This window comes from Frankia tisae, from assembly GCF_025403405.1.
GTDB classification, from domain to species: domain Bacteria; phylum Actinomycetota; class Actinomycetes; order Frankiales; family Frankiaceae; genus Frankia; species Frankia tisai.
Genome location: NZ_JANEZT010000052.1, coordinates 1 through 24036 on the forward strand (window position 1 = coordinate 1; position 24036 = coordinate 24036).

General features: G+C 72.8%; 17 protein-coding genes and 1 rRNA gene. 1 reads left to right on the top strand and 17 read right to left on the bottom strand.

Annotation, left to right across the window (positions count from 1 at the left end; all coding sequences use genetic code 11):
• Nucleotides 1-86: 86 nt before the first annotated feature.
• The 9 genes from serA to gatC all read right to left on the bottom strand — a co-directional run bounded on the left by serA (nt 87) and on the right by gatC (nt 11613).
• On the bottom strand, nt 87-1679 hold the full coding sequence (gene serA / locus NBZ85_RS07580) for a phosphoglycerate dehydrogenase (protein WP_261561718.1): 1593 nt from the start codon (nt 1677-1679) through the stop codon (nt 87-89).
• Nucleotides 1680-1980: 301 nt separating this feature from the next.
• Nucleotides 1981-2973, bottom strand: a complete 993-nt coding sequence (gene ilvC, locus NBZ85_RS07585; protein ID WP_261553979.1) for a ketol-acid reductoisomerase — start codon at nt 2971-2973, stop codon at nt 1981-1983.
• Between the two features lie 118 nt (nt 2974-3091).
• A complete protein-coding gene (ilvN, locus tag NBZ85_RS07590; protein ID WP_261553980.1) occupies nt 3092-3616 on the bottom strand; it encodes an acetolactate synthase small subunit in 525 nt (174 codons plus the stop codon).
• Nucleotides 3617-3647: 31 nt separating this feature from the next.
• On the bottom strand, nt 3648-5510 hold the full coding sequence (locus NBZ85_RS07595) for an acetolactate synthase large subunit (RefSeq protein ID WP_261553994.1): 1863 nt from the start codon (nt 5508-5510) through the stop codon (nt 3648-3650).
• Between the two features lie 250 nt (nt 5511-5760).
• Complete coding sequence (locus NBZ85_RS07600; protein WP_261553981.1) at nt 5761-7536, bottom strand: penicillin-binding transpeptidase domain-containing protein; 1776 nt, start codon at nt 7534-7536, stop codon at nt 5761-5763.
• A gap of 342 nt (nt 7537-7878) precedes the next feature.
• Complete coding sequence (gene gatB / locus NBZ85_RS07605; protein ID WP_261553982.1) at nt 7879-9396, bottom strand: Asp-tRNA(Asn)/Glu-tRNA(Gln) amidotransferase subunit GatB; 1518 nt, start codon at nt 9394-9396, stop codon at nt 7879-7881.
• 43 nt (nt 9397-9439) lie between these two features.
• The gene (locus tag NBZ85_RS07610; RefSeq protein WP_261553983.1) at nt 9440-9697 is read right to left on the bottom strand and encodes a hypothetical protein; all 258 of its coding nucleotides are present in this window, start codon (nt 9695-9697) and stop codon (nt 9440-9442) included.
• A gap of 55 nt (nt 9698-9752) precedes the next feature.
• Nucleotides 9753-11303: an Asp-tRNA(Asn)/Glu-tRNA(Gln) amidotransferase subunit GatA gene (gene gatA, locus NBZ85_RS07615; protein ID WP_261561719.1), complete on the bottom strand. Its 1551-nt coding sequence runs from the start codon at nt 11301-11303 to the stop codon at nt 9753-9755.
• Between the two features lie 13 nt (nt 11304-11316).
• Nucleotides 11317-11613 carry an Asp-tRNA(Asn)/Glu-tRNA(Gln) amidotransferase subunit GatC gene (gene gatC / locus NBZ85_RS07620; protein WP_261553985.1) on the bottom strand — a complete coding sequence of 99 codons (297 nt, stop codon included), beginning with the start codon at nt 11611-11613 and terminating at the stop codon, nt 11317-11319.
• A 339-nt stretch (nt 11614-11952) separates the two neighbouring features.
• Between gatC and NBZ85_RS07625 the strand changes: the two genes are divergently transcribed.
• Nucleotides 11953-12663, top strand: a complete 711-nt coding sequence (locus NBZ85_RS07625) for an ACT domain-containing protein (protein ID WP_261553995.1) — start codon at nt 11953-11955, stop codon at nt 12661-12663.
• Between the two features lie 32 nt (nt 12664-12695).
• Here NBZ85_RS07625 and ligA read toward each other — a convergent pair whose 3' ends face one another.
• The 8 genes from ligA to rrf all read right to left on the bottom strand — a co-directional run.
• Nucleotides 12696-14873: an NAD-dependent DNA ligase LigA gene (gene ligA / locus NBZ85_RS07630; RefSeq protein ID WP_261561720.1), complete on the bottom strand. Its 2178-nt coding sequence runs from the start codon at nt 14871-14873 to the stop codon at nt 12696-12698.
• Nucleotides 14870-15907, bottom strand: a complete 1038-nt coding sequence (locus NBZ85_RS07635) for a methionine synthase (protein WP_261553987.1) — start codon at nt 15905-15907, stop codon at nt 14870-14872. The genes ligA and NBZ85_RS07635 overlap by 4 nt, the downstream gene beginning before the upstream one ends.
• Before the next feature lie 59 nt (nt 15908-15966).
• Nucleotides 15967-17025, bottom strand: a complete 1059-nt coding sequence (gene mnmA, locus NBZ85_RS07640; protein ID WP_261553988.1) for a tRNA 2-thiouridine(34) synthase MnmA — start codon at nt 17023-17025, stop codon at nt 15967-15969.
• A 52-nt stretch (nt 17026-17077) separates the two neighbouring features.
• On the bottom strand, nt 17078-18268 hold the full coding sequence (locus tag NBZ85_RS07645; RefSeq protein ID WP_261553989.1) for a cysteine desulfurase family protein: 1191 nt from the start codon (nt 18266-18268) through the stop codon (nt 17078-17080).
• Nucleotides 18265-19791, bottom strand: coding sequence for a mycofactocin biosynthesis glycosyltransferase MftF (gene mftF / locus NBZ85_RS07650; protein WP_261561721.1), 1527 nt, complete (start codon nt 19789-19791; stop codon nt 18265-18267). The genes NBZ85_RS07645 and mftF overlap by 4 nt, the downstream gene beginning before the upstream one ends.
• Nucleotides 19792-19795: 4 nt before the next feature.
• Nucleotides 19796-20302: a MarR family winged helix-turn-helix transcriptional regulator gene (locus NBZ85_RS07655; protein WP_261553991.1), complete on the bottom strand. Its 507-nt coding sequence runs from the start codon at nt 20300-20302 to the stop codon at nt 19796-19798.
• A 185-nt stretch (nt 20303-20487) separates the two neighbouring features.
• Nucleotides 20488-23766: a fused isobutyryl-CoA mutase/GTPase IcmF gene (icmF, locus tag NBZ85_RS07660; protein ID WP_261553992.1), complete on the bottom strand. Its 3279-nt coding sequence runs from the start codon at nt 23764-23766 to the stop codon at nt 20488-20490.
• A 189-nt stretch (nt 23767-23955) separates the two neighbouring features.
• A 5S ribosomal RNA gene (rrf, locus tag NBZ85_RS07665) occupies nt 23956-24036 on the bottom strand; the annotation flags it as partial.

A 24036-nucleotide genomic window follows, 5' to 3' on the forward strand; every position in this document is an offset into this window, starting at 1 on the left:
CCGCACCGCCGCGCCGCCCGCCCCACCCGCGACGATCCGACCGGAGTCGGATGCTGGGCCCGTGCGCGGCCGGCCACCGTTCAGTGCTACTCGGCGTGGATGCTGACCGCCCGCGCGTAGGAAGCACCGATGATCTTCGCGATGTCGGCCAGGATGTCGGCGGCGACCGCGTCGTCGAGCGACAACGACATCAGCGCCTCCCCGCCTGCCTGGACCCGGCTCACCTGGGCGCTGGCGATGTTGATGTGCGCCTCGCCGAGCAGCGCGCCGACCGCGCCGACGATCCCGGGCCGGTCCTCGTAGCGGAAGAAGGCCAGGTGCGCCTCGGGCCGGATGTCGACCTCGAAGCCGTCGATCGCGGTGATCTTCTCGACCTGCCGGGAGCCGATGAGGGTCCCGCTGACCGACACCGGGCTGCCGTCAGCGAGCACGCCGCGCACGGTCACCAGGTTGCGGTAGTCCGAGGAGCCCTCCTCGGAGGTCTCCAGGGCGACCTCGACGCCACGTTCCTTCGCCAGCAACGGGGCGTTGACGTAGGTGACCTGCTCCTCGATGACGTCGGTGAACACGCCCTTGAGCACGGCGAGCTGGAGCACCGAGACGTCGTGGGCCGCGATCTCGCCCCGGACCTCGACGGTGATGGCGGCGGCGAGCCCGCCGGCGAGGCCGGAGAACAGCTGCCCCAGCTTCTCGGCGAGCGGCAGGCCCGGCCGAACGTCCTCGGCCACCACCCCACCGGCCTGCACGTTGACCGCGTCCGGCACGAACTCACCCTGCAGCGCGAGGCGCACCGAGCGAGCGACTGCGAGCCCGGCCTTGTCCTGGGCCTCCTGGGTGGAGGCGCCGAGGTGCGGGGTGACCACCACGTTGTCGAGGCCGAACAGCGGTGACGCGGTGGTCGGCTCGGTGACGAAGACGTCGATGCCGGCGCCGCCGACCTGGCCGGAGCCGACCGCCTCGGCGAGCGCCGCCTCGTCGACGAGCCCGCCACGGGCGGCGTTGACGATGATGACGCCGGGCTTGGTCCGGGCCAGTTCCTCGGCGCCGATCAGACCGAGCGTCTCCGGCGTCTTGGGCAGGTGGATCGTGATCACGTCGCTGCGCCGCAGCAGCTCGTCGAGGTCGACGAGGGTGACGCCGAGCTGGGAGGCGCGCGCCACCGACACGTACGGGTCGTAGGCGATGACCTTCATGCCGAATCCGGCCAGCCGCTGCGCCACGAGGACCCCGATGCGGCCGAGGCCGACGACGCCGAGCGTCTTCTCGACCAGTTCGACGCCGGTGAACCGCGACCGCTTCCATTCCCCTCCGCGCAGCGACTGGTTTGCCGCCGGCACTCGGCGGGCGACGGCGAGCAGCAACGCGATCGCGTGCTCGGCGGCGCTGACGATGTTCGACGTCGGCGCGTTGACGACCATGACGCCGCGCTGGGTGGCGGCGGCCACGTCGACGTTGTCCAAGCCGATGCCGGCGCGGGCGACGACCTTGAGCCGGCTCGCCGCCGCGAGCGCCTCCGCGTCGATCTTGGTGGCGGAACGGACGATCACGGCATCGACGTCGGCGATCGCGGGCAGGAGAGCCGACCGGTCGGCGCCGTCGACGTGACGAAGCTCGAAGTCCCCGGACAGCACCTCCAGCCCGGCCGGCGACAGCTCCTCGGCAACGAGTACGACGGGCACTGGACCTCTCCTAGCAACCTCTGGTCAGGCCGGAGGCGACGCGCGGAACGAGGTGTGATCACGTGGCCGTCGGCCTGGCGGTGGTGAGCGTACTGACTGCGCGCCGGGTGGCGCGGCGGGCCCAGCCTACCGACGCGGGCTGCGCAGGCCGAACGCTTTCCGCACCGGTCCCGGCGGAAATGCGCAATCCCCCGGGTGTGGTCCGACTGTCCTCGCCGTTCGGCGGCCGGGCTCCGCCACCATCCGGCGGCGGAGCCCGACGCCGAACCGGCGTCGGCCGGCTGTCCGGCGACCTTTCTTGCTACTTGGCGATCCAGGACATCAGCGGCCGCAGCTTGGCCCCGACCTGCTCGATCGGGTGCTGCTTGCCCTCCTCCACGAGCTTGGTGAAGTTCGGCCGGCCGTTGTCGTCCTCGGCGACCCATTCGCGGGCGAACGTGCCATCCCGGATCTCGTCGAGGATCTTGCGCATCTCGACCTTGACGGCCGGGGTGACCACTCGCGGGCCGCGGGTGACGTCGCCGTACTCGGCCGTGTCGGAAATCGAGTAGCGCATCTGCGAGATGCCGCCCTCGTACATCAGGTCGACGATGAGCTTGAGCTCGTGCAGACACTCGAAGTAGGCGACCTCGGGGGTGTAACCCGCCTCGACCAGCGTCTCGAACCCGGCCTGGACCAGCGCGCTCGCGCCGCCGCAGAGCACCGCCTGCTCGCCGAACAGGTCGGTCTCGGTCTCCTCGGTGAAGGTGGTGCGCAGCGCGCCGGCGCGGGTGCCGCCGATGCCCTTGGCGTAGGCCAGCGCGACGGCGAGCGCGTTGCCGGACGCGTCGTTCTCGACGGCGACGAGGACGGGCACGCCCTTGCCCTCCTCGAACACCCGGCGCACGAGGTGACCGGGGCCCTTCGGCGCCACCATGAACACGTCGACGCCCGCCGGCGGCTCGATGAGCCCGTAGCGGATGTTGAAGCCGTGGCCGAACGCCAGGGCCTTGCCCGCGCTCAGGTGCGGGGCGATGGACTCGGCGTAGATCTTGCGGTGGGTGGTGTCCGGGGTGAGCAACATGATGATGTCGGCCTCGGCGGACGCCTCCGCCGGGGTGAGCACGCGCAGGCCCTCCTCGGCGGCCTTCGCCCGGCTGCGGCTTTCCGCGGGCAGGCCGACCCGCACGTCGACGCCGCTGTCGCGAAGGTTCAGCGCGTGCGCGTGACCCTGGCTGCCGTAGCCGATGACGGCGACCTTGCGGCCGGCCAGAACGTCGAGCGACGCGTCGTCGTCGTAGTAGATCTCGACCATCGTGGGGGTGTCTCCTCGTTGAGTGAAGGGAAATGCGGGCGCGGCCTGGCCGGGATCACCGCGATCGCCGCGGTACGCGCGGGGCCGCTGCGGCCGGCCAGAGGGAGCGAGCCGACCGTCAGGCCGACCGGTCGACGGCGCGCAGGCTGCGGTCGGTGATCGACCGCGCGCCGCGGCCGAGCGCCACCATGCCGGACTGGACGAGCTCCCGGATCCCGAACGGCTCCAGCATCCGGATGAGGGCGTCCAGCTTGTCACGGGTGCCCGTCGCCTCGATCGTGACGGCGTCCGGGGCGACGTCGACCACCTTCGCACGGAACAGGGTGACGGTTTCCAGCACCTGGGACCGGACGGACGAGTCGGCGCGCACCTTGATCAACATCAGCTCGCGCTGCACCGAGACGGAGGTGTCCATCTCGACGATCTTCAGGACGTTGACCAGCTTGTTGAGCTGCTTGGTCACCTGCTCCAGCGGCAGGTCCTCGACGGCGACGACGATCGTCATCCGGGAGACGTCCGGGTGCTCGGTCGGGCCGACGGCGAGCGACTCGATGTTGAACCCGCGCCGGGAGAACAGGCCGGAGACCCGGGCGAGCACCCCGGGCTTGTTCTCCACCAGCACGGACAGGGTGTGCCGGGTCATGATGTCGCGCTCCTGGTTCGGTGGGCGGGCGTCACAGGTTCACCTCGACGTCGCCGGAGTAGTCGAAGTCGGGCGCGAGGTCGCGGGCGACCCGGATGTCGTCGTTGCTGGCACCGGCGGCGACCATCGGCCACACCATGGCGTCGGGGTGGACGACGAAGTCCACGACCACGGGGGCGTCGTCGATCGCCATCGCCTTCTCGATCGTCGCGTCGACCTCGGCGGCCGAGTCGCACCGCAACCCGACACAGCCCAGCGCCTCGGCGAGGCGGACGAAGTCGGGCACCCGCTTGACTCCGGTCCGCGGCGACGCCGGATGCGTGCCGAGCTCGGTGTTCGAGTACCGCTTGTCGTAGAACAGGGTCTGCCACTGCCGGACCATCCCGAGCGACCCGTTGTTGATGATCGCGACCTTGATCGGGATGCCCTCCAGCGCGCAGGTGGCGAGCTCCTGGTTGGTCATCTGGAAGCAGCCGTCGCCGTCGATCGCCCACACGGTGGCGTCCGGGCGGCCGACCTTGGCACCCATCGCGGCCGGCACGGCGAAGCCCATCGTCCCGGCGCCGCCGGAGTTCAGCCAGGTGTAGGGGTTTTCGTAGGAGATGAACTGCGCGGCCCACATCTGATGCTGGCCGACCCCGGCCGCGAAGATCGTCTCCGGGCCCGAGATGCGGCCGAGCCGCTCGATGACGTGCTGCGGCGCCAGCGACCCGTCGTCCGGGAGGTCATAGCCCAGCGGGTAGGTGCGCCGCCAGCCGTCCAGGGTGCGCCACCAGCCCTCGATGTCCGGGCGGGACTCGGCGGCCAGCGCGGCGATCAGTTCGTTGATCACCTCTCGGCAGTCACCGACGATCGGCACGTCGGCGGTCCGGTTCTTGCCGATCTCGGCGGGATCGATGTCGGCGTGGATGACCGCGGCGTGCGGCGCGAACGAGGCCAGCCTGCCGGTGACCCGGTCGTCGAAGCGGGCGCCGAGAGTGATCAGCAGGTCCGCCTTCTGCAGTGCAGTCACCGCGGCGACCGAACCGTGCATTCCGGGCATGCCCAGATGCTGGGGGTGCGAGTCGGGGAAGGCGCCGCGGGCCATCAGCGTGGTGACGACCGGGATGCCGGTCAGCTCCGCCAGCGTGCGCAGCTCCGCGGCGGCGCGAGCCCTGAGCACGCCGCCGCCGATGTACAGCACCGGCCGCCGGGACGCGCTGATCAGTTTCGCCGCTTCGCGCACCTGCTTGCTGTGCGGCCGAATGATCGGGCGGTAGCCGGGCAGATCGAGCGTCGGCGGCCAGATCTCGTGCGGCAGCACCGAGGTGACCGACTGCAGGATGTCCTTGGGCAGGTCGACCAGGACGGGGCCGGGGCGACCCGTGCCCGCCAGGTGGAACGCCTCGGCGATGGTCCGCGGGATGTCGTCGACGGACTGGACGAGAAAGTTGTGCTTGGTGATCGGCAGCGTGATGCCGCAGATGTCCGCTTCCTGGAAGGCGTCCGTCCCGATCGCGGCGCTGGGCACCTGCCCGGTGATCGCGACCATCGGCACCGAGTCCATGTAGGCGTCCGCGATCGGGGTGACCAGGTTCGTCGCCCCCGGGCCCGACGTCGCCATGCACACCCCCACCCGACCGGTGGCCTGGGCGTACCCCTCAGCGGCGTGGCCGGCGCCCTGCTCGTGACGGACGAGGATGTGGCGCACCCGCGTGGAGTCGAACAACGGGTCGTAGGCGGGCAGGATCGCGCCGCCGGGGATGCCAAAGACCACATCGGCTCCGACCGCCTCGAGGGAGTGGACGAGCGACTGGGCTCCGGTGATCTCTCGTGTCATCTGGGCGTCTTCCTTGCCAGGCCGGGAATCTGCGACAGCGGGTGGTCTCGGCGGACGGAACGCGGGGCGCGCGATGGGACTCGGTCACGTGATGGGGCTGGATCACGAACGAGGGTGGAGCTGGGCACGAAAAAGCCCCTCGTGCCTAAGGCACTGAGGGGCGGCGCACGAGTCGAGGTCGTCGACTACGCGCGCTCTGAGCGTACAAGAATCTGACTGTGCACAGACATACCGTGCCGGAGATTGGGCCGTACGTCAAGCAGCGACCGCAGGTGGCCGTCCCGAAGACCCTGCTGGCGGGTCACTGTGGCCGGGCGGGGCGGAATCAGCGACCGCCGGAGCCGGGCGCGGCCACCGCGCCGCCGTCGAGGGCGGTCAGGAAGCGGGCGGCGACCGGGGCCGCCGTCTCGGCGCCGAAGCCGCCGTCCTCGACGACGACGGCGAAGGCCACGTCGCCCCGGTAGCCGACGAACCAGGCGTGGGTGGGCGGCGGGTCGCCGTCGGCGTACTCGGCCGTGCCGGTCTTGCCGTAGACCTCGCCGGGCATCGGCACGCTCGCGGCGGTGCCCTCCGTGACGACGGCCCGCATGAAGTCCCGCAGCGGCGGGAGCACCGCGGGCGGGATGGCGTTGCTGCGCGCCGGCTGGCCGGCGACGAACGGCTGGCGCCACGTGCCGCTCGCGACAGCCGCCGCCACGCTGGCCATCTGCAGGGGCGAGACCTCGATGCGGGCCTGCCCGATCGACGCCGAGGCGGACTCGACCGAGTCACGCGGGGTCGGGAAGCTCCCGCCGACGCTGGCGATGTCCAGCGGTGCCCGGCCGTCGAAGCCGTAGAGCTGGGCGGCCTTCTCCAGGGCGTCGGCCGGCAGCGACTCCTCCAGCCGGATGAACGCGGTGTTGCAGCTCTTGGCGAAGGCGGTGCGCAGCGGGATGGGGCCGAACTGCTCGGCCTCGGCGTTCTGGAAGGTCCGCCCGCCCACGCTGACCGTCTGGGTGCAGTCCAGCGGGGTGTTCGCCGTCTTGCCGTTCATCAGTGCGGCGGTGGCCGTCACGATTTTGAAGGTGGAGCCTGGCGGGTACTTGCCGCGCACAGCCCGGCTCGCCCCGCTCGGCGGATGGTTCGCCAGCGCCAGCACGCCACCCGTGCGGGTGTCGATGGCGACCATCGCCGCGGTGGGGCGGGCCGCGGTCGCGAGCGCCGTCTCGGCGGCCTGCTGGACCCGCAGGTCGAGGGTCGTCCGAACGGACTCGCCGTCGGTCATCGGGTAGGTGTGCAGCGTCTGGACGGTGGCGCCCCGCGCGTCGCGCACGACGACCGCGCCGCCCTGGGCGCGCAGCCGGTTGTCGTAGACGCGCTGCAGCCCGGACAGCGGATCGACCCGGCCGACGAGGTTGCCGGCGAGGTCCCCGGAATCGTGCAGCGGCTGGCCGTCGGCGGCGAGCAGGCCGCCGCGATGGCCGGTCGAGGCTGTCCGGTCCAGGTGCAGCCCGGGGCGCAGGGCGGGATGCACAGAGGCCGCCTCCGCCCGGACCTTCCAGCCTCGGCCGGTGTCGACGAGGTTCAGCACCCCCGCGTACTCCAGCGGTGCCGGCAGGCCGGACAGGTCGAGCCGCGCCACGTAGGGCGCGGACGCCGTCCGGCCGTTGCGGTCGATCGATCCCGGGGTGAAGGTGGCCCCGGTGACCAGCAGCCGGTCACGCACGTCGGCCATCGTGGTCAGCAGGGCCGCGACGTCGATGCCGCCGGGCACGGACACCGCGCTCACCGCGGTCCGACCAGCCCCGTCACGGCCGCCGGCCGCCGCCGACCCGTTCCCGCTGGCCGGGGCGGCGCTGGCCGGGGACGTCGAGCCGGCCGCGGCGGGCGTCGCCGTCCCGCCGGTGGTGGTCAGGGTTCGCCAGGCGGCGAGGTAGGCCGTGGCCGCGGCCTGGACCCGACGGTCGGTCGCCCGCTCGTCGGACCGGTTCTTCAGGACGTAACCGATCCCGCTGGCGGCGACCAGGACGACGACCACCACGGCGGCGATGATCGCCCGCCGGCGGCCGCGGCCCCGGCGCCGCGACGTCGACGCGGTGAATCCGGACGGAGTGAGGGGCATGACGAGACGCCTCCCCTCGCAGACGACTGCCCGATCGGAGACCCACCCTACGAAGGCCTCCGGCACTGCGCACCCGACGCGCCGGCCGGCGTCGGCAACTCGACACGCGGGTCCGACACGGTGGGAAAACGTGGTCTTCCCGGGCTCAGGCCACGCCGGGTCAACCTTCGGCACCCACGACACGCACCGCGGAACGGGATGTTCGCCCCGAACCCGACGCACCCCGCGTAATCAGGTATAGCAGCCGATAAGCCGCCAGAGACGCCAGCACGGCACGATGTGGATCGTAGCGGTCAGCCGGGGAGGGGTGGAATCCGGCCTGGCGGCGGGCAGCCCAGTCGGTCAGGATGCGCCGAGGCGCTCCAGCAGCAGGCCCCGCACGCTGGCCGCGTCTGCCTGGCCCTTCATCGCCTTCATCACCGCGCCGACCAGCGGGCCAACGGCGTTGACCTTGCCGCCGCGAACCTTTTCCGCGATGTCCGGCGCCGTGGCGATCGCGGCGTCGACCGCCGCTGTGAGCGCCCCGTCGTCCGCGACGACGGCGAGGCCGCGCCCGGCGATGACCTCGTCCGGGGTGCCCTCGCCTGCCAGCACGCCGTCGATGACCTTGCGGGCGAGCGCGTCGGTAAGCTCGCCGCCGGCGACGAGCACGGTGATCCGCGCGACGTCGGCCGGGCTGATCGCGAGGTCGCTGGGCTGGCTGCCGGCGTCGGCGGCGCGCCGCGCCAGCTCGTTGAGCCACCACTTGCGCGCCGCCGCCGGGGTCGCCCCGGCGGCCACGGTCTGCTCCACCAGGTCCAGCACGCCGGCGTTACGCAGATCGGTCAGGTCCCGCACGGTGTAGCCGTGCTCGGCGATGAGCCGGGCCCGCCGCGCCGCGGGCAGCTCCGGCAGGCCGACGCGCAGCTCGTCGACGTACTGCACGGGCAGTGCCAGCGGGGTCAGGTCCGGCTCCGGGAAGTACCGGTAGTCGGTCGCCTCCTCCTTGGACCGGCCGGGCGACGTCCGCCCGGCCGCCTCGTCGAAGTGACGGGTCTCCTGGCGGATCCGCTCGCCGTCGTCGAGCCGGCCGGCCTGGCGGGAGATCTCGTAGCGCACGGCCCGTTCCACCGACCGCAGCGAGTTGAGGTTCTTCGTCTCGGTGCGGGTGCCGAACGGTGCGTCGGGCTCGCCGGGGGCCGGGCGGCGGCGCAGCGACACGTTCGCGTCGCAGCGCAGCGAGCCCTGCTCCATCCGCACGTCGGACACGTCGAGGGCGCGGATGAGCTCGCGCAGCTCGTCGACGTAGGCGCGGGCCACCTCCGGCGAGCGGACGTCGGGCTCGGTGACGATCTCGACGAGCGGAATCCCGGCCCGGTTGTAGTCCACCAGCGAGTGGGTCGCGCCGTGGATGCGCCCGGTGGCGCCGCCGACGTGCAGCGACTTGCCGGTGTCCTCCTCCATGTGCACGCGGGTGATCCCGACCCGGTGCACCTCGCCGTCGACCTCGACGTCGAGCCAGCCGTCCGTGCACAGCGGCTCGTCGAACTGGCTGATCTGGAAGTTCTTCGGCATGTCCGGATAGAAGTAGTTCTTCCGCGCGAACCGGCACCAGGACGCGATGTCGCAGTGCAGCGCGAGGCCGATCATGACGGCGAAACGCACCGCCGCCTCGTTGACCACCGGCAGCGCACCGGGCAGGCCCAGGCAGACCGGGCAGACCTGGGTGTTGGGCTCGGCGCCGAACGCCGTGGGGCAGCCGCAGAACATCTTGGAGACGGTGCCGAGCTCGACGTGCGTCTCCAACCCGATCACCGGCTCGTAACGGGCGAGCGCGTCGGCGTAGGAGGGCAGCGCGCTGGCGGGAGCCGCAGTGCTCACCGGGGGTACTCCTCGTGGGTCGCTGGGTGCGCGGGTCGGCCGGTCATGACGGCGAGTCGTCGATGGAGCCGGACTCGGCGGAGGTGGGCTCGGCGACCCCACCGGGTCCGGCAGGCGGGCCCGAGCGGGTGTCGCGCAGGTGCACGTAGCTGAGGAACACCGCGGCCGGCAGGCCCAGCACGCCCCAGACGAGCAGGATCGGGCTCGTCGTGGCGATGCCGAGGCCCAGCACCACGACGGTGAGCAGCCAGACCACGATGACCAGGAGGCGGTCCTGCCGGCCGCTGCGCAGATTCACCATCGCCGGTCCTCTCCGCCAGGCCCGGTCGCCGATCCGGGCCGTCTCTGCCGGGCGGTCACAGCGCCGGAGCCTCGTCGAGCAGCGCGTGCCCGCGCTGGGCGTCGAGGGCCTCCTCCAGCGCCCCGCCGACCAGGTAGAGCCGGTCGTCGGCAAACGGCGGCGCCATGATCTGGATACCCACCGGCAGCCCGTCCACCAGGCCCGCCGGCAGGCTCATCGCCGGGCCGCCGGCCAGGTTCGAGGGGATGGTGCACAGATCCGACAGGTACATGGCGACGGGGTCGTCCACCTTCGCACCGAGCGGGAACGCCGGGGTCGGGGTGGTGGGCGAGACCAGCACGTCGACCCGTTCGAACGCCGCGGCGAAGTCCCGGCTGATCAACGTGCGGACCTTCTGCGCCTGCCCGTAGTAGGCGTCGTAGTAGCCCGAGGACAGCGCGTAGGTGCCGAGAATGATCCGCCGCTTGACCTCCGGGCCGAAGCCGGCCTCGCGGGTACGGCTCATGACCTCCTCGGCGCCGGCCTGGCCGTCGTCGCCGATCCGCAGCCCGAACCGCATCGCGTCGAAGCGGGCCAGGTTGGACGAGCACTCGCTCGGCGCAATCAGGTAGTAGGCGGGCAGCGCGTAGGTGAAGTGCGGGCAGCTCACCTCGACAACCTCGGCGCCGAGCGCGGTCAGCGTCTCGACGGCGGCGGTGAAGGCGGCCTGCACCCCGGGGTCGTAGCCGTCACCGGCGAGCTCCCGCACGACGCCGACCCGCAGGCCACGGATGTCGCGCCGGCCCGCCGCCTCGACCACGGCCGGCACCGGCACGTCGACGCTGGTCGAGTCGAGCGGGTCGTGGCCGGCGATCGCCGCGTGCAGCAGCGCCGCGTCGGTGACGGTGCGGGCCAGCGGGCCCGCCTGGTCCAGCGAGCTGGAGAAGGCGACCAGACCGTAGCGGCTCACGCCGCCGTAGGTGGGCTTCACTCCGACCAACCCGCAGACCGCGGCCGGCTGGCGGATGGAGCCACCCGTGTCGGTGCCGATCGCCAGCGGGGCCTCGAAGGCCGCGACCGCCGCGGCGCTGCCACCGCTGCTACCACCCGGGATGCGGGTGGTGTCCCACGGGTTGCGGGTCGGCCCGTAGGCGGAGTTCTCCGTGGACGAACCCATGGCGAACTCGTCCATGTTGACCTTGCCGAGCAGGACGACGTCCGCCGCCCGCAGCCGGTTGACGACGGTCGCGTCATACGGCGCGTGCCAGCCCTCGAGGATCCGGCTGCCGCAGGTGGTCGGCATGCCGCGCGCGGTCAGGACGTCCTTGAGCGCCAGCGGCACCCCGGCGAGCGGGCCGAGCCGCTCCCCGGCCGCCCGGCGCTCGTCGACGGAGCGGGCCGCAGCGAGCGCTCCCTCGGCGTCGACATGCAGGAAGGCATGGATGGTGTGGTCGACCTTGGCGATGCGATCGAGCGCCGCCTGGGTCGCCTCGACGGCGCTCAGCTCGCCCGCGGCGATCGCCGCGGCCGTGGCGGCGGCGGTCAGCTGCACAACGTCGGTCGCTGCGACTGCGCTGGTCGTGGCGGCGGCGCTGGTCGTGGCGGAAGGTGTCGGGTGGTCCGTCATGCGGGCGGCGACCTCACTCGTCCGGATCAAGGATGCGGGGCACCCGGAAGCGGCCGTCCTCGGTCGCGGGGGCGCCGGCCAGGGCCTCGGCGACGGGCAGCGACGGGCGGGCGACGTCCGGGCGCATGACGTTCGTCAGCGGCACGGCATGACTGGTCGGTGGGATGTCCGCCGCGGCGACCTCGGCCACCCGGGCGACCGCCGACAGGATCGCCTCGAGCTGCGGTGCCAGCGCGTCCAGCTCGTCGTCGGTCACCGACATCCGCGAGAGCCGGGCGAGATGGGCTACCTCGTCCCGCGTGATCCCCATTGCGTGTGGCCCCTTCGTGGGCGGTGGGCGCGAGGCCCGTGACTGGTCGTGCGTGCCGCGGGCGGCAGCCGGCAGACCCGGGGACTCCGGACCGCCCGGAGGCTGGCCACGGGGAGAGATCCGGACCGGACGCTTCGCCGCGTCGACGTCATGTCATGGTACGGGCCGGGGCGCCCCCGGCACGGACCTCACCCCGCCGACCTGCCGGCCGAGGGTGTCCCCGCGGCGCCACCGCCCCGCCTCGCGGGCTCCCCGCCGGGCGCCTGACCAGGCAAGCGGCGGCGCGCCACGTCATCTTGGCGTGACCGATCGGCCATGCCGACGACACGCTTTTTGTGCATGCTCAACTACATGTCGCACCTGCTGCGCGTCGTGTTACCGGACCGCCCGGGCACCCTTGGCGCCGTCGCCACCGCCCTGGGCGCCGCCGGCATCGACATCGCCAGCGTCACGGTCGTGGAGCGCACCCCCGCCGGCGCGGTCGACGACCTGCTCGTCATGCTGCCCCCGGGAGGACTCGCGGACCGGGCGATCAGCGCGGTCCAGTCGGTGCCGGGCGTGGTCGTCGAGTCGCTGCGCCCGTTCCTCGCGGACGGCGGCGGCGTCGCCAGCGACCTCGACCTCGTCGACGCGCTGACCGAGCGGCCCCTCGACGCCGCCGCAACGCTGACGGAGCTGGCCCCGGCCGTGTTCAACGCGGACTGGGCGGTGCTGCTCGAACACGTGGGCGCGGACGACGTGCGGGTGCGGGAGACCTCGGTCGGCGCGCCCACGCTCGGCGGGGACGACCTCGGCGTGCCCGAGCGGGTCCGGTTGCCGCTGCCCTGGCTGCCGCTGGACCGGGCCCGACGGATCGGACCGGACGAGGGCACCTTCCCGCCTCGCTGGGAGGCGGTCAGCATGGAGCTCGCCGCGGCACCCGTCGGCGGCGAGCGACTGGTCGTCCTCGTCGGCCGTCCCGGGGGACCGGCCTTCCGCGCCTCCGAACTCGAGCGGCTGGCCCACCTGGCCGGCATCGCGGCGAGCCTGAGCAGGACGGATCGCCCCTGACCGGGACAGCCCCCGTCAGCCCTTGCCCCGGGTCACCGCGGCTGGGCGTCGTCCTGTGCCTGCGCCGCCTGGCGGGCGGAATCGGCGGCCGGGGTGTCGGCGGGTACGGCCCGCTCGCGCGCGGCGTCCGCGCCGCGTTCGAGCAGCACGGCGAACCCGGCCTCGTCCAGCACCGGTACGCCGAGGCTGCGCGCCTTGTCGTACTTGGCCGCCCCCGGGTCGGCGCCGACGACGACGAACGCCGTCTTCTTGCTCACCGAACCGGTGACCTTGCCCCCGCGGCCCCGCACCGCCTCGGTCGCCGAGTCCCGACTCCAGGTGTCGAGCGTTCCCGTGATGACCACCGCGACACCGTCGAGCGGGCGGGGACCCTCCTCCGCCCCGGCGTCGGCGAGCGAGGCGCCGCCGGCGGCGATGCGGGCGACGATGTCGCGGTGGCGGGCATCGGCGAACCAGTCCACCACCGCGCTGGCAATCTTCGGGCCGACGCCCTCGACGGCGGCGAGCTGCTCGGCGGGGGCGGCGGCGATCGCGTCGAGCGAGCGCAGCTCCCGGGCGAGCCCGCGGGCCGCGGTCGGCCCCACATGGCGGATGGACAGGCCGACCAGCAGCCGCCACAGTGGCCGGTGCCGGGCCGCCTCGACGCCGCGCAGGATCTGGTCGATCTTCTTCTGACCGAAGCCGCGCAACCCCTCGAACGACTCCGCCGTCAGGTGGAAGATGTCTCCGATGTCGTGGACGCGATCCGCCTCCAGCAGGGCGATCGCCGTCTCGTAGCCGAGTCCGTCGATGTCCAGCGCGCCCCGCGAGGCGATGTGGAAGATCGACTCACGTAGCTGCGCCGGGCAGGAGTAGGTGTTCGGGCAGCGGATGTCCACCTCGCCCTCGGGGCGGACCAGCTCGGTGCCGCATTCGGGGCAGTGGGTGGGCATGGCGAAGGCGCGCTCGGTGCCGTCGCGCAGGTCGACGACCGGGCCGACGATCTCCGGGATCACGTCACCGGCCTTGCGGAGCACGACCGTGTCGCCGATGAGGACGCCCTTGCGGCCGACCTCGTCGATGTTGTGCAGGGTCGCCAGGCCCACCGTGGAGCCGGCGACCAGCACCGGCTCGAGCTCGCCGAACGGGGTCACCCGACCCGTGCGGCCGACGTTCACCCGGATGTCGCGCAGCTTCGTCGTGACCTCCTCGGGCGGGTACTTGAAGGCCACCGCCCACCGCGGCGCCTTCGACGTCGACCCCAGCCGGCGCTGCAGGGCGAACGCGTCGACCTTGACGACCACCCCGTCGATCTCGTGGGCGACGTCGTGGCGGGCCTGCCCCCAGCGGTGGATGTACGCCAGCACGTCGCCCACCGACGCCAGCACCTCGAAGTGGGTCGAGACGGGCAGCCCGAACTCGGCGAGCCGGGCGTAGGCCGCCGACTGGGAGGCGGCGTCGAACCCGCGCTGCGCGCCCAGTCCATGGATGATCATGTCGAGGGGGCGGGTGGCGGTGACCCGGGGATCCTTCTGGCGCAGCGACCCGGCCGCGGCGTTGCGCGGGTTGGCGAACGGCTTGCCGCCCCCGGCCACCAGCGACGCGTTGAGCTCGGCGAACCGCTCGGTCGGGAAGAAGACCTCGCCGCGGACCTCCAGCAGCTCCGGCACGCCCGCCCCGCGCAGCCGGGTCGGCACGCACGCCAGCGTGCGAATGTTGGGGGTGATGTCCTCCCCCGTGCGCCCGTCGCCGCGGGTCGCCGCGCGCACGAGCCGGCCGTCGGAGTAGACGAGGTCCACGGCGAGCCCGTCAATCTTCAGCTCGCACAGCCACGCGTCGACCTCGGTCTCCCGGGCTGCCCGCGCGGCCCACTGGTGGAACTCGTCGTCGTCGAAGACGTTGTCCAGCGACAGCAGCCGCTCGAGATGCTCGACCGGGGTGAACAGGGTCGAGTACGACCCGGTCACCTTCTGCGTCGGCGAATCCGGCGTGCGCAGATCCGGATGACGCTCCTCGAGTGCGGTCAGCTCGCGCATCAGCAGGTCGTACTCGGCGTCGGCGACGGTCGGCGAGTCCAGCACGTAGTACCGGTAGGCGTGCTCGTCCAGCTCGCGGGCGAGCTCGGCGGCGCGGGCCCGGTCCGCGACGGACGCGGCGACACCCGGCTCGGCCCCGGGGCCGGCGCCGGCGCCGGCCGCCGCCACGTCGCCGGAGTCCACCGGCGCGCTCATGCCGGTGCGTCGACCAGGGCGCGGCCCGCCCGGCGGCAGTGCCGCATGACCGCCCTGGCCTCGTCGAAGTCGAATCCCGCAAGGCCGCACGCGGGTGCCACGGCGACCACCTCCCCGAGTTGTTCGGGCCGGAATCCAAGCCGGCTCCACAGTGCGGTGACGGGTTCGACGGTACGGCGGACGTCCGACAGGTCCGGGAACCCGCCGCCGGTGGCCACCAGGCCCGCGATGATCCGCACCCCGGCCTCCACAAGCTCGCCGACCGCGTCATCCTGGGCCCAGGTCAGCAGAGCGGCGTCGAGCCCGACGAAGTCCATTCCGGCGGCGTGCAGCGCCGCCAGCGGCACATCCGGGGCGCAGCAGTGCACGCCGACCCCGGCGACGCCGGTCAGCGCCCGAATGGCCTCGGCGAGGGCCGCAAGCCGCTGCTCCACCAGGCCCGCCTCGACGGCCGGCAGCACCGAGAAGCCGCTGGGCGTGCGCACCCGGCCGGCCAGCACCACCGGCAGCAACGGCTCGTCGAGCTGGACGACGAGCCGCGCGCCCGGGACCCGGCGGGCGAGGTCGCCGAGATGCTCGGCCAGGCCCGCGGTGAGTGCCTCGGCGAGGTCGCGGGTCGCCCCGGTGTCGGACAGCGCCTTGTGCCCGCGGGGCAGTTCGAGCTCGGCAGCCAGCGTCCACGGCCCGGCCACGGCGACCTTGAGCGGCCCGGAGTACCCGTCGGCGACGTCGGTCAACGCGTCGAGATCGCGTCGCAGCAGGTCCCGGGATCTGCGCAGGTCATGGCCCGGCCGGGGCACCAACCGCCAGCCGGCCGGCTGCAGGTCGACGGGCAGGTCGAGCAGGATCGCCCCGGCTCTGCCGATCATCGTGGCGCCGGGTCCGCGGGCCGGCAGCTCCGGCAGCGCCGGCAGGTCCGGCAGCTCGTCGAACACCATCTTCGTGGCCTCGACCGAATCGGTGCCCGGCAGCGATCCCACGCCGGTGGCCGAGCCGGCCGGCCACAGCAGCGCGCGGCCGGCCTCAGTGCTCATCGAGACTCATGCCGCCATTGTGGCCGACACCGCCCGGCACCCCGCCCAGCCCCGGCCGCTCACCCTGCGGTGGCGCGGATGTGCCCTCCTCCGAGCACTCGGTCGCCGTCGTAGAGCACGACGGCCTGGCCAGCCGCCGTCCCGCGCACCGGGGCGGCGAGGGTGACGACGAGTTCGTCGCCGCGCGCCTCGGCCTGCGCGGCCACGACCCCGCCGTGCGCCCGGACCTGAGCCTGGCAGGACACCGTGCCCTCGTGCGGCCAGACCGCCCGGTCGGCGACCAGCCGGCGGATGTCGAGCTCGTCGGCCGAGCCGACGGTGACCGTCGAGGTCACCGGGGAGATGTCGAGGACGTAGCGGGGGCGGCCGTCCGGCGCCGGCTGGCCCAGGCGCAGCCCGCGGCGCTGACCGACGGTGAAGGCGAAGGTCCCGTCATGCTCGCCGAGCGTCTGCCCGGTCCGGGAGTCGACGATGGGGCCGGGCCGGGAGCCGATCCGCTGCCGCAGCCAACCGCCCGTGTCGCCGCTGGAGATGAAGCAGATGTCGTGGCTGTCCGGCTTGTCGGCGACGGCCAGGCCGCGTTCGGCCGCCTCCCGGCGCACCTGCGCCTTGGTGGAGTCCCCCAGCGGGAAGCGCGCCGCGGTGAGCTGCTCGGGCCGCAACGTGCCCAGCACGTAGGACTGGTCCTTGGCCGGGTCGACGGAACGGCGCAGCGTGCCGTCCGGGTCGAGGCGGGCGTGGTGGCCGGTGACCACCGCATCGAAGCCGAGGGCGAGCGCCCGGTCCAGCACGGCGGCGAACTTGATCCGCTCGTTGCAGCGCACGCACGGATTGGGGGTGCGTCCCGCCGCGTAGGACTCCACGAACTGCTCGATGACCTCGGTCTCGAACCGCTCGGCGAGATCCCACACGTAGAACGGGATGCCCAGCACGTCCGCCGCGCGCCGCGCGTCGCGGGCGTCCTCCAGCGTGCAGCAGCCGCGAGCGCCGGTCCGGTCCGACTCGGGCGATCGGGACAGGGCCAGATGGACACCGGTGACGTCGTGCCCGGCGTCGACCGCCCGCGCGGCTGCGACGGCGGAGTCGACCCCACCGGACATGGCAGCGAGCATCCTCATCAGACCTGCACCTCCCAAAACCCCTCCGGCGGCCCCGCGCCTGTGGTAAGGATCAGACGCCGGTCATTCCGGCGAGCGCACCCGCGCGGCTCGCCCGCTCCACCACCGGCCCGATCGCCTCGACAAGCGCCTCCACGTCGGCCGCGCACGACGTGTGGCCCAGCGAGAAGCGCAGCGACCCCCGGGCATGCTCCTCGCTGGCCCCCATCGCCAACAACACGTGCGAGGGCCGAGCTACTCCCGCCGAGCAGGCCGAACCGGTCGAGCATTCGATGCCGCGCGCGTCGAGCAACATCAGCAGCGAGTCGCCCTCGCAGCCGGGGAACGTCAGATGGGTGTTGCCGGGCAGCCGCTGCGAGCCGCTCAGCCCGGCGCCGTTGAGCACCGCGCCGGGCACCTTCTCCTGGACCCGGCGGACAAGTCTGTCGCGCAGCGCGGCCAACCGGACGCTCTCGCGCGGCGCCTGGGCGCAGGCGGTCGACGCGGCCGCCGCGAACGCCGCGGCCCCGGCGGTGTTCAGCGTCCCGGAGCGGATGTCGCGTTCCTGGCCGCCGCCATGGGTCAACGGCTCCAGCACGAGGCCGCGGCGCACGACCAGCGCGCCGACCCCGACCGGCCCGCCGATCTTGTGGGCGCTGACGGTGATGGCATCGGGTCCGTCCTCGCCGACCGTGACGGGGATCTGGCCGAACGCCTGCACCGCGTCAGTGTGGAACGGCACCCCGTGCCGGTGCGCGACGGCGGCCAGCTCGGCGACCGGCTCGACCGTGCCGACCTCGCTGTTCGCCCACATCACCGAGACCAGGGCCACCGCGGCGGGATCGCGCTCGATGGCGGCGGCGAGGGTGTCCGGGTGGACCGTGCCGGCGGCGTCGACGTCGAGCAGCTCCACCTCGGCGCCCTGCTCGGCACCCAGCCACTGCACGGTATCCAGCACCGCCCGGTGCTCCACCGCGCTGACCAGCACCCGCCGCCGGGCGGGCTCGACCCGCCGCCGCGCCCAGTACAGGCCCTTGAGCGCGAGGTTGTCACCCTCCGTGCCGCCGCCGGTGAACACCACGTCGGACGGCCGGGCGCCCAACACGCCGGCCAGTGTCTCGCGCGACTCCTCGACGATGCGGCGGGCTCGGCGGCCGCTGGCATGCAACGACGAGGCATTGCCGGTGTCTGCGAGCACCGCGGCGTACGCGGCGAGCGCTTCCGGTCGCATCGGCGTCGTCGCCGCGTGGTCGAGGTAGGTCACACGTTAGAGGGTAGCCGCGCGCGGCCAGAGGGCGTCGCCGCGCCGATCACACCGGCCGCCCGGCGGCGGCGCAGGCTGGCCGGCAACGTCGGGACCAGCGGCTCGAAGTTGCCCCCCAGCAGGCAGCCGGACCAGACGCCGGCGCAGTAGGCGGCGTCGTCGGCGACGCGCAGGAGCAGGTACGGCGCCAGGCCGACCGCCGGGCGCGCCACCCACCAGTCGTGCACCAGCGGCAGCACCGCCGCGGCCAGGACCAGGTGGCCGGGCGTGCCGGCGCAGGCCAGCAGGGGCAGCCAGGTACGCCGTGCGGTCTCGGCGGCGGCGAGCAGGGCGTGACGACGCCCACGCACGGTCAGGGCCAGCGCCGCGCGGCCGGGACGGTCGGTACGGCCCAGCCGGCGGGCGAGGCGCGCGGTGGTCAGCGCCACAGAGCCCACGGCCAGGGCGCCGGCCGCGACCGCGCCGGCACGGTCCCGGCGGGTGGCCAGCAGGCCCACCACCGCCACCGCGCTCGCCGCCCCGCGGGCCGGTCGCAGCAGTCCGGGATGCCGCCGGGCAAGCTCCGCCGACGACGAACCGTAGCCGTGGCGCTGATGCGCCCACGCCCGCCAGGACGGCCGGGGATCGTGGTGCACCACCGCCGCCGGCTCGTAGCGGACGCTGTGGCCGGCGCCGACGAGCCGCCACACCAGGTCGACGTCCTCACCGAAGCGCAGCGCCGGGTCGAACTCGGCGTGCGCCCGTCGGATGACCAGCGCCGCCGACGGGACATACGACACCCGGCTCCCGGGGCGCACCGCCGCCGACCATGGCCCAAGATCGAGCGGGGAGCGACCCGCCTCGTAACGCTCCCGCAGACCGCCGCGTGACCCCGGCCGCACCGGGGAGGCTACCCGCGGCGCCACGGCGACGACCGCCGAATCCCCCAGGTGAGCCACGAGACGGTCAAGCCAGCCGACGGTGGGCCGCACGTCGCAGTCGCAGAAGACGATCACCTCGGTGCGAGCGGCCCGCGCGCCGCTGATCCGAGCCGCGGCGGGGCCCCGGGACCGGTCATGCCGAATCACCCGGGCCCCGGCCGCGGTGGCCTCGGCCGAGGTGGCATCCCGGGAGCCGTCGTCGACGACGACGACCTCGGCGCACTGCCCGCGCAACACGCCGACCAGCGCGCCGACACGCCCGGCCCCGTCCCGGACCGGGATGACCGCGGTGACCGCGGTGACCGCGGTGACCGGTGTCGCCTGGCAGGGCGGCAGCGGATGGACGAGCCCGGCGTCGACGAGCCGGCGCGCCAGCAGCCCCGCTCCGGGTCCGGCCGCGCCGACCGTGGCGCCTGCGCGCAGCGCCGCGAACACCCGCGCACCCGGAGCGGACAGCGCCATCAGCCGCATCGGCGACCCGCCGAGCAGCACGATCCCGCCGGCGGCCGCCGGCGCGGCGGCGGGCACCAGGATCGTGAGGCCGGGGTCGCAGTGCACCCGGAACGCGGCCGGCAGCGGGACCGCCACCGGTTCGGGAATCACCGGTTCAGAAATCACCGGCCGCCCGACGCAGGTCGGTGAGCAGGTCGATGAGCGTCCGCACGCCCCCATCCCCCAGACCGGGGTCGGCGAAGACGGTGTCGTTGAGCTTCTCCGTCGCGGCGAGCGCCGTCGCCCGCCCCTCCTCGGTGATCTCGGCGAGGATCGCCCGGCGATCGGTGGGGTGCGGGGTCCGGCGTACCTGGCCGCGCGCCTCCAGCCGGTCGACCGCGCTGGTGATGCTGGTCGGATGGACCTGAAGCCGACTGCCGATCTTGTTCAGCGGGAGGGCGCCCCGGCGGGAGAACAGCAGCAGCATGAGCAGCTCGTACCGGGCGAAGGTCAGATCGAGCGGGCGCAGGACCTCGTCGACCCGGGCGAGCATGATCTGCTGGGCACGCATCAGCGATGTGACCGCCGCCATCCCGTCCGCCACCGCACCCCAGCCGTGCGCGGACCAGTGCCGATGGGCCTCCGCAATGGGATCGGTGGGCAACGGTTTGGGGGTGGCCACGGCTTGGACGCTCCTGCGCTTCAGGGGAAGGTCTGCACCCGACGGGCAGGCCGGGGACCGCCCCGATGACGGCCAGCGTCCATTGCACCCCAGGACGCCACGCGCTGGCAAAGATTCATGCGTACGCGGTGATTACGGGTCGCCACGTTGAGCCCACCCTGCGGCGTCACCCGGTCGCGGGAATTTTAGACATTGCGCCGATACTGACCGCCGACGTCGAAGAACGCCTGGGTGATCTGACCGAGCGAGCAGACCCGGACCGCCTTCATCAACACCGCAAACGTGTTTCCGGTGCCGGCGGCGACTGCGCGCAGCTCGGCCAGCGCGCCCTCGGCCTCGGCGACGTGCCGGCGCTGGAAGTCGGTCAGTCGGGTGAGCTGGGAACGCTTCTCGTCCTCGGTGGCTCGGGCCAGCTCCAGAGGGCCGGCGGCGGCGTCCGCGAGGGCGGCGGCGCGCTCCGGGGCGAGGAAGGTGTTGACCCCCACGATCGGCAGCGTGCCGTCGTGCTTACGGCTCTCGTAGAGCATCGACTCGTCCTGGATCCGGCCGCGTTGATAACCGGTCTCCATCGCGCCCAGCACGCCTCCACGGTCGCTGATCCGTGCGAACTCGGCGAGCACGGCTTCCTCGACCAGATCGGTCAGTTCATCAACAATGAACGAACCCTGCAAGGGGTTCTCGTTGGCGGCGAGTCCCCATTCCTGATCAATGATCATCTGTATGGCGAGGGCGCGGCGCACCGAGCCCTCGGTGGGCGTGGTGACGGCCTCGTCGTAGGCATTGGTGTGCAGACTGTTGCAGTTGTCGTAGATCGCGCACAGCGCCTGGAGGGTGGTACGGACGTCGTTGAACGCCATTTCCTGGGCGTGCAGTGACCGACCGGAGGTCTGCACGTGGTATTTGAGTAGCTGCGAGCGGGGGGCGGCGCCGTAGCGCTCGCGCATCGCCACCGCCCAGATCCGCCGCGCCACCCGCCCGATGACCGTGTACTCCGCGTCCATCCCGTTGGAGAAGAAGAACGACAGGTTCGGTGCGAAGTCGTCGATCCGCATTCCCCGAGCGAGATACGCCTCGACGTAGGTGAAACCGTTGGCCAGCGTGAAGGCGAGCTGCGTGACGGGGTTCGCACCGGCCTCGGCGATGTGATAACCGGAGATCGAGACGGAGTAGAAGTTGCGCACGTTCCGCTCGATGAACCATTCCTGCACGTCGGCCATCGCCCGCAGGGCGAACTCGGTGGAGAAGATGCAGGTGTTCTGCCCCTGGTCCTCCTTGAGGATGTCGGCCTGCACCGTGCCCCGCACGGTGGCGAGCGCGTCCGCGGTGACCTGAGCGGCTTCGTCGTCGCTCGGCTCGCGGCCGTGTTCGGCGAGGAACACCGCCAGTCGCTGGTCGATCGCGGTGGTCAGGAACATCGCGAGAATGGCGGGCGCCGGGCCGTTGATCGTCATGGAGACACTGGTCGCCGGGTCACCGAGGTCGAACCCGTCGAAGAGGACCTTCATGTCGTCCAGGGTGGCGATCGACACCCCCGAGGTGCCGACCTTGCCATAGACATCCGGTCGGGGGGCCGGGTCGCGACCGTACAGGGTGACCGAGTCGAAGGCCGTGGACAGCCGGGTCGCCGGCGACCCGGCGGACAGCAGGTGGAAGCGCCGGTTCGTTCGGAACGCGTCGCCCTCCCCGGCGAACATCCGCGCCGGCGCCTCCCCGGCGCGCTTGAAGGGGAACACCCCCGCGGTGAACGGGAAATACCCTGGCAAGCTCTCCCGGCGCAGGAACCGCAACAGCCGGGCGTCGTCGTCGATGGCCGGCACCGCGACGCGGGAAACCTGGCTGCCGGCGAGTGTGGTGCGTCGCAGCGGCGTGCTGATCTCGGTGCCGCGCACCGTGTACGACAGCTGTTCCCCCTGTCGCTCGGCCACGATCGCCGGCCACCGCGCCAACAGCTCCTTCGCCCACGGCGCCAGGGCCGCGTCGGCCTCGTCGCGCAGGGCCGTCAGGGCCGTCGTCTCCGCGGATGCGGCGCCCAACGCGTCGAGCGCGGTGGTCAGATGCTCGCGACGGCGAGCCAGCTGCGCCTGTCGTTCCGTCTCGGCGTGGTACTCACGAACAGTCTCGGCGATCTCGGCCAGGTAGCGCGACCGGGACGGGGGGACGATGGTGGTCAGCCCGGTGGAGACGCGTACCTCGACGGCGGGCAGGGCACCGGGCCGAACCTGCAGGCCACCCTCGCGCAGCAGTCCGAGCAGGTGCTGGTAGAGGGCGGTGACGCCGTCGTCCTGGAAGCGTGCGGCGGAGGTGCCGAAGACCGGCATGTCCGCCCAGGAGCGATCGAAGGCCTCCCGGTTGCGCACGAGCTGGCGGGCGACGTCACGCCGAGCGTCCTCGGCGCCGCGGCGTTCGAACTTGTTCACCGCGACCACGTCGGCGAAGTCAAGCATGTCGATCTTCTCGAGCTGCGAGGCAGCGCCGTACTCCGGCGTCATCACGTACAGGGAGACGTCGCAGAAGGGCACAATCGCCGCGTCGCCCTGCCCGATCCCGGGTGTCTCCACGATGATCAGGTCGTACCCGGCCGCCCGGCAGGCCGCTATCGCCCCCGGCACCGAGGGCGGAACCTCGCTGCCCGCTGACCGGGTGGCCAGGGATCGGAAGAAGATCCGCCCGAAACTGGCGTCTCCCAGGGCGTTCATCCGGATCCGATCGCCGAGCAGAGCCCCGCCACCGCGCCGCCGGCTCGGGTCGACGGCGAGCACGGCGATGCGCAGCGCGTCGCCCTGGTCAAGCCGGAAGCGGCACAGCAGCTCGTCGGTCAGCGAGGACTTCCCGGAGCCGCCGGTACCGGTGATACCGAGCACCGGCACGGTCGGCCGCCGACCGGCCTCCTCCCGCAGTGCTGCGGCGAGTTCGTCGTCCCGGCCGGCCTCGAGGACGGTGATCGCCCGAGCAAGCGCGCCCTGCTCGCCGGCAATCACCTCCTCCAGCTTCGGACCGTCCCCGGCAAGATCGACGTCGCAGGCCGACACGATCGTGTTGATCATGCGGGCCAGGCCCATGGCCTGACCGTCCTGCGGGGAGAAGATCCGGGCGACGCCGCGGGACCGCAGCAGCTCGATCTCCGCGGGCACGATCACTCCCCCGCCCCCGCCGTAGACCTGAATGTCACCCGCGCCCAGTTCCCGCAGCCGCTCGACCAGATAGCTGAAGTACTCGACATGGCCGCCCTGGTAGGAGGACAGGGCGATGCCCTGGGCGTCCTCCTGGATCGCCGCCGTCGCCACCTCCTCGACGCTGCGGTCGTGGCCGAGATGGATGACCTCAGCCCCCTGGGCCTGCAGCAGCCGCCGCATGATGTTGATCGCGGCGTCGTGCCCGTCGAACAGCGCGGCCGCCGTGACGATGCGCACCGGGTGGACAGGGACGTGGAGACCTGCCGTCTCCTGCTGGGCGACGGATGGCATCGGAGCGGCTCCCGGGAGGACGGACGGGCCTGCAGGCCCGCAGAGTTAGATCCTTCTGGCTTCCGATAGTAGGACGTCCATGCGACTGGTGCCACCTGTGCCACTGCTACCCAGGGCGCTGGACCCCGAAAAATCCCCCAAATACAAGTGTGGGGTTGCCTTAAAAAGGCAACCCCACACTTTGTATAAGTCCGGCGGCGTCCTACTCTCCCACACAGTCCCCCATGCAGTACCATCGGCGCTGAAGAGCTTAGCTTCCGGGTTCGGAAT

Coding starts and splice junctions, on each gene's coding strand:
- NBZ85_RS07635 (WP_261553987.1), bottom strand. CDS start 15,907: ATGAGCACTGAGGCCGGCCGCGCGCTGCTGTGGCCGGCCGGCTCGGCC.
- ligA (WP_261561720.1), bottom strand. CDS start 14,873: ATGAGCGCGCCGGTGGACTCCGGCGACGTGGCGGCGGCCGGCGCCGGC.
- gatA (WP_261561719.1), bottom strand. CDS start 11,303: ATGACGGACCACCCGACACCTTCCGCCACGACCAGCGCCGCCGCCACG.
- NBZ85_RS07600 (WP_261553981.1), bottom strand. CDS start 7,536: ATGCCCCTCACTCCGTCCGGATTCACCGCGTCGACGTCGCGGCGCCGG.
- mnmA (WP_261553988.1), bottom strand. CDS start 17,025: ATGAGGATGCTCGCTGCCATGTCCGGTGGGGTCGACTCCGCCGTCGCA.
- NBZ85_RS07610 (WP_261553983.1), bottom strand. CDS start 9,697: ATGGTGAATCTGCGCAGCGGCCGGCAGGACCGCCTCCTGGTCATCGTG.
- ilvN (WP_261553980.1), bottom strand. CDS start 3,616: ATGACCCGGCACACCCTGTCCGTGCTGGTGGAGAACAAGCCCGGGGTG.
- ilvC (WP_261553979.1), bottom strand. CDS start 2,973: ATGGTCGAGATCTACTACGACGACGACGCGTCGCTCGACGTTCTGGCC.
- gatC (WP_261553985.1), bottom strand. CDS start 11,613: ATGGGGATCACGCGGGACGAGGTAGCCCATCTCGCCCGGCTCTCGCGG.
- NBZ85_RS07625 (WP_261553995.1), top strand. CDS start 11,953: ATGCTCAACTACATGTCGCACCTGCTGCGCGTCGTGTTACCGGACCGC.
- icmF (WP_261553992.1), bottom strand. CDS start 23,766: ATGCCATCCGTCGCCCAGCAGGAGACGGCAGGTCTCCACGTCCCTGTC.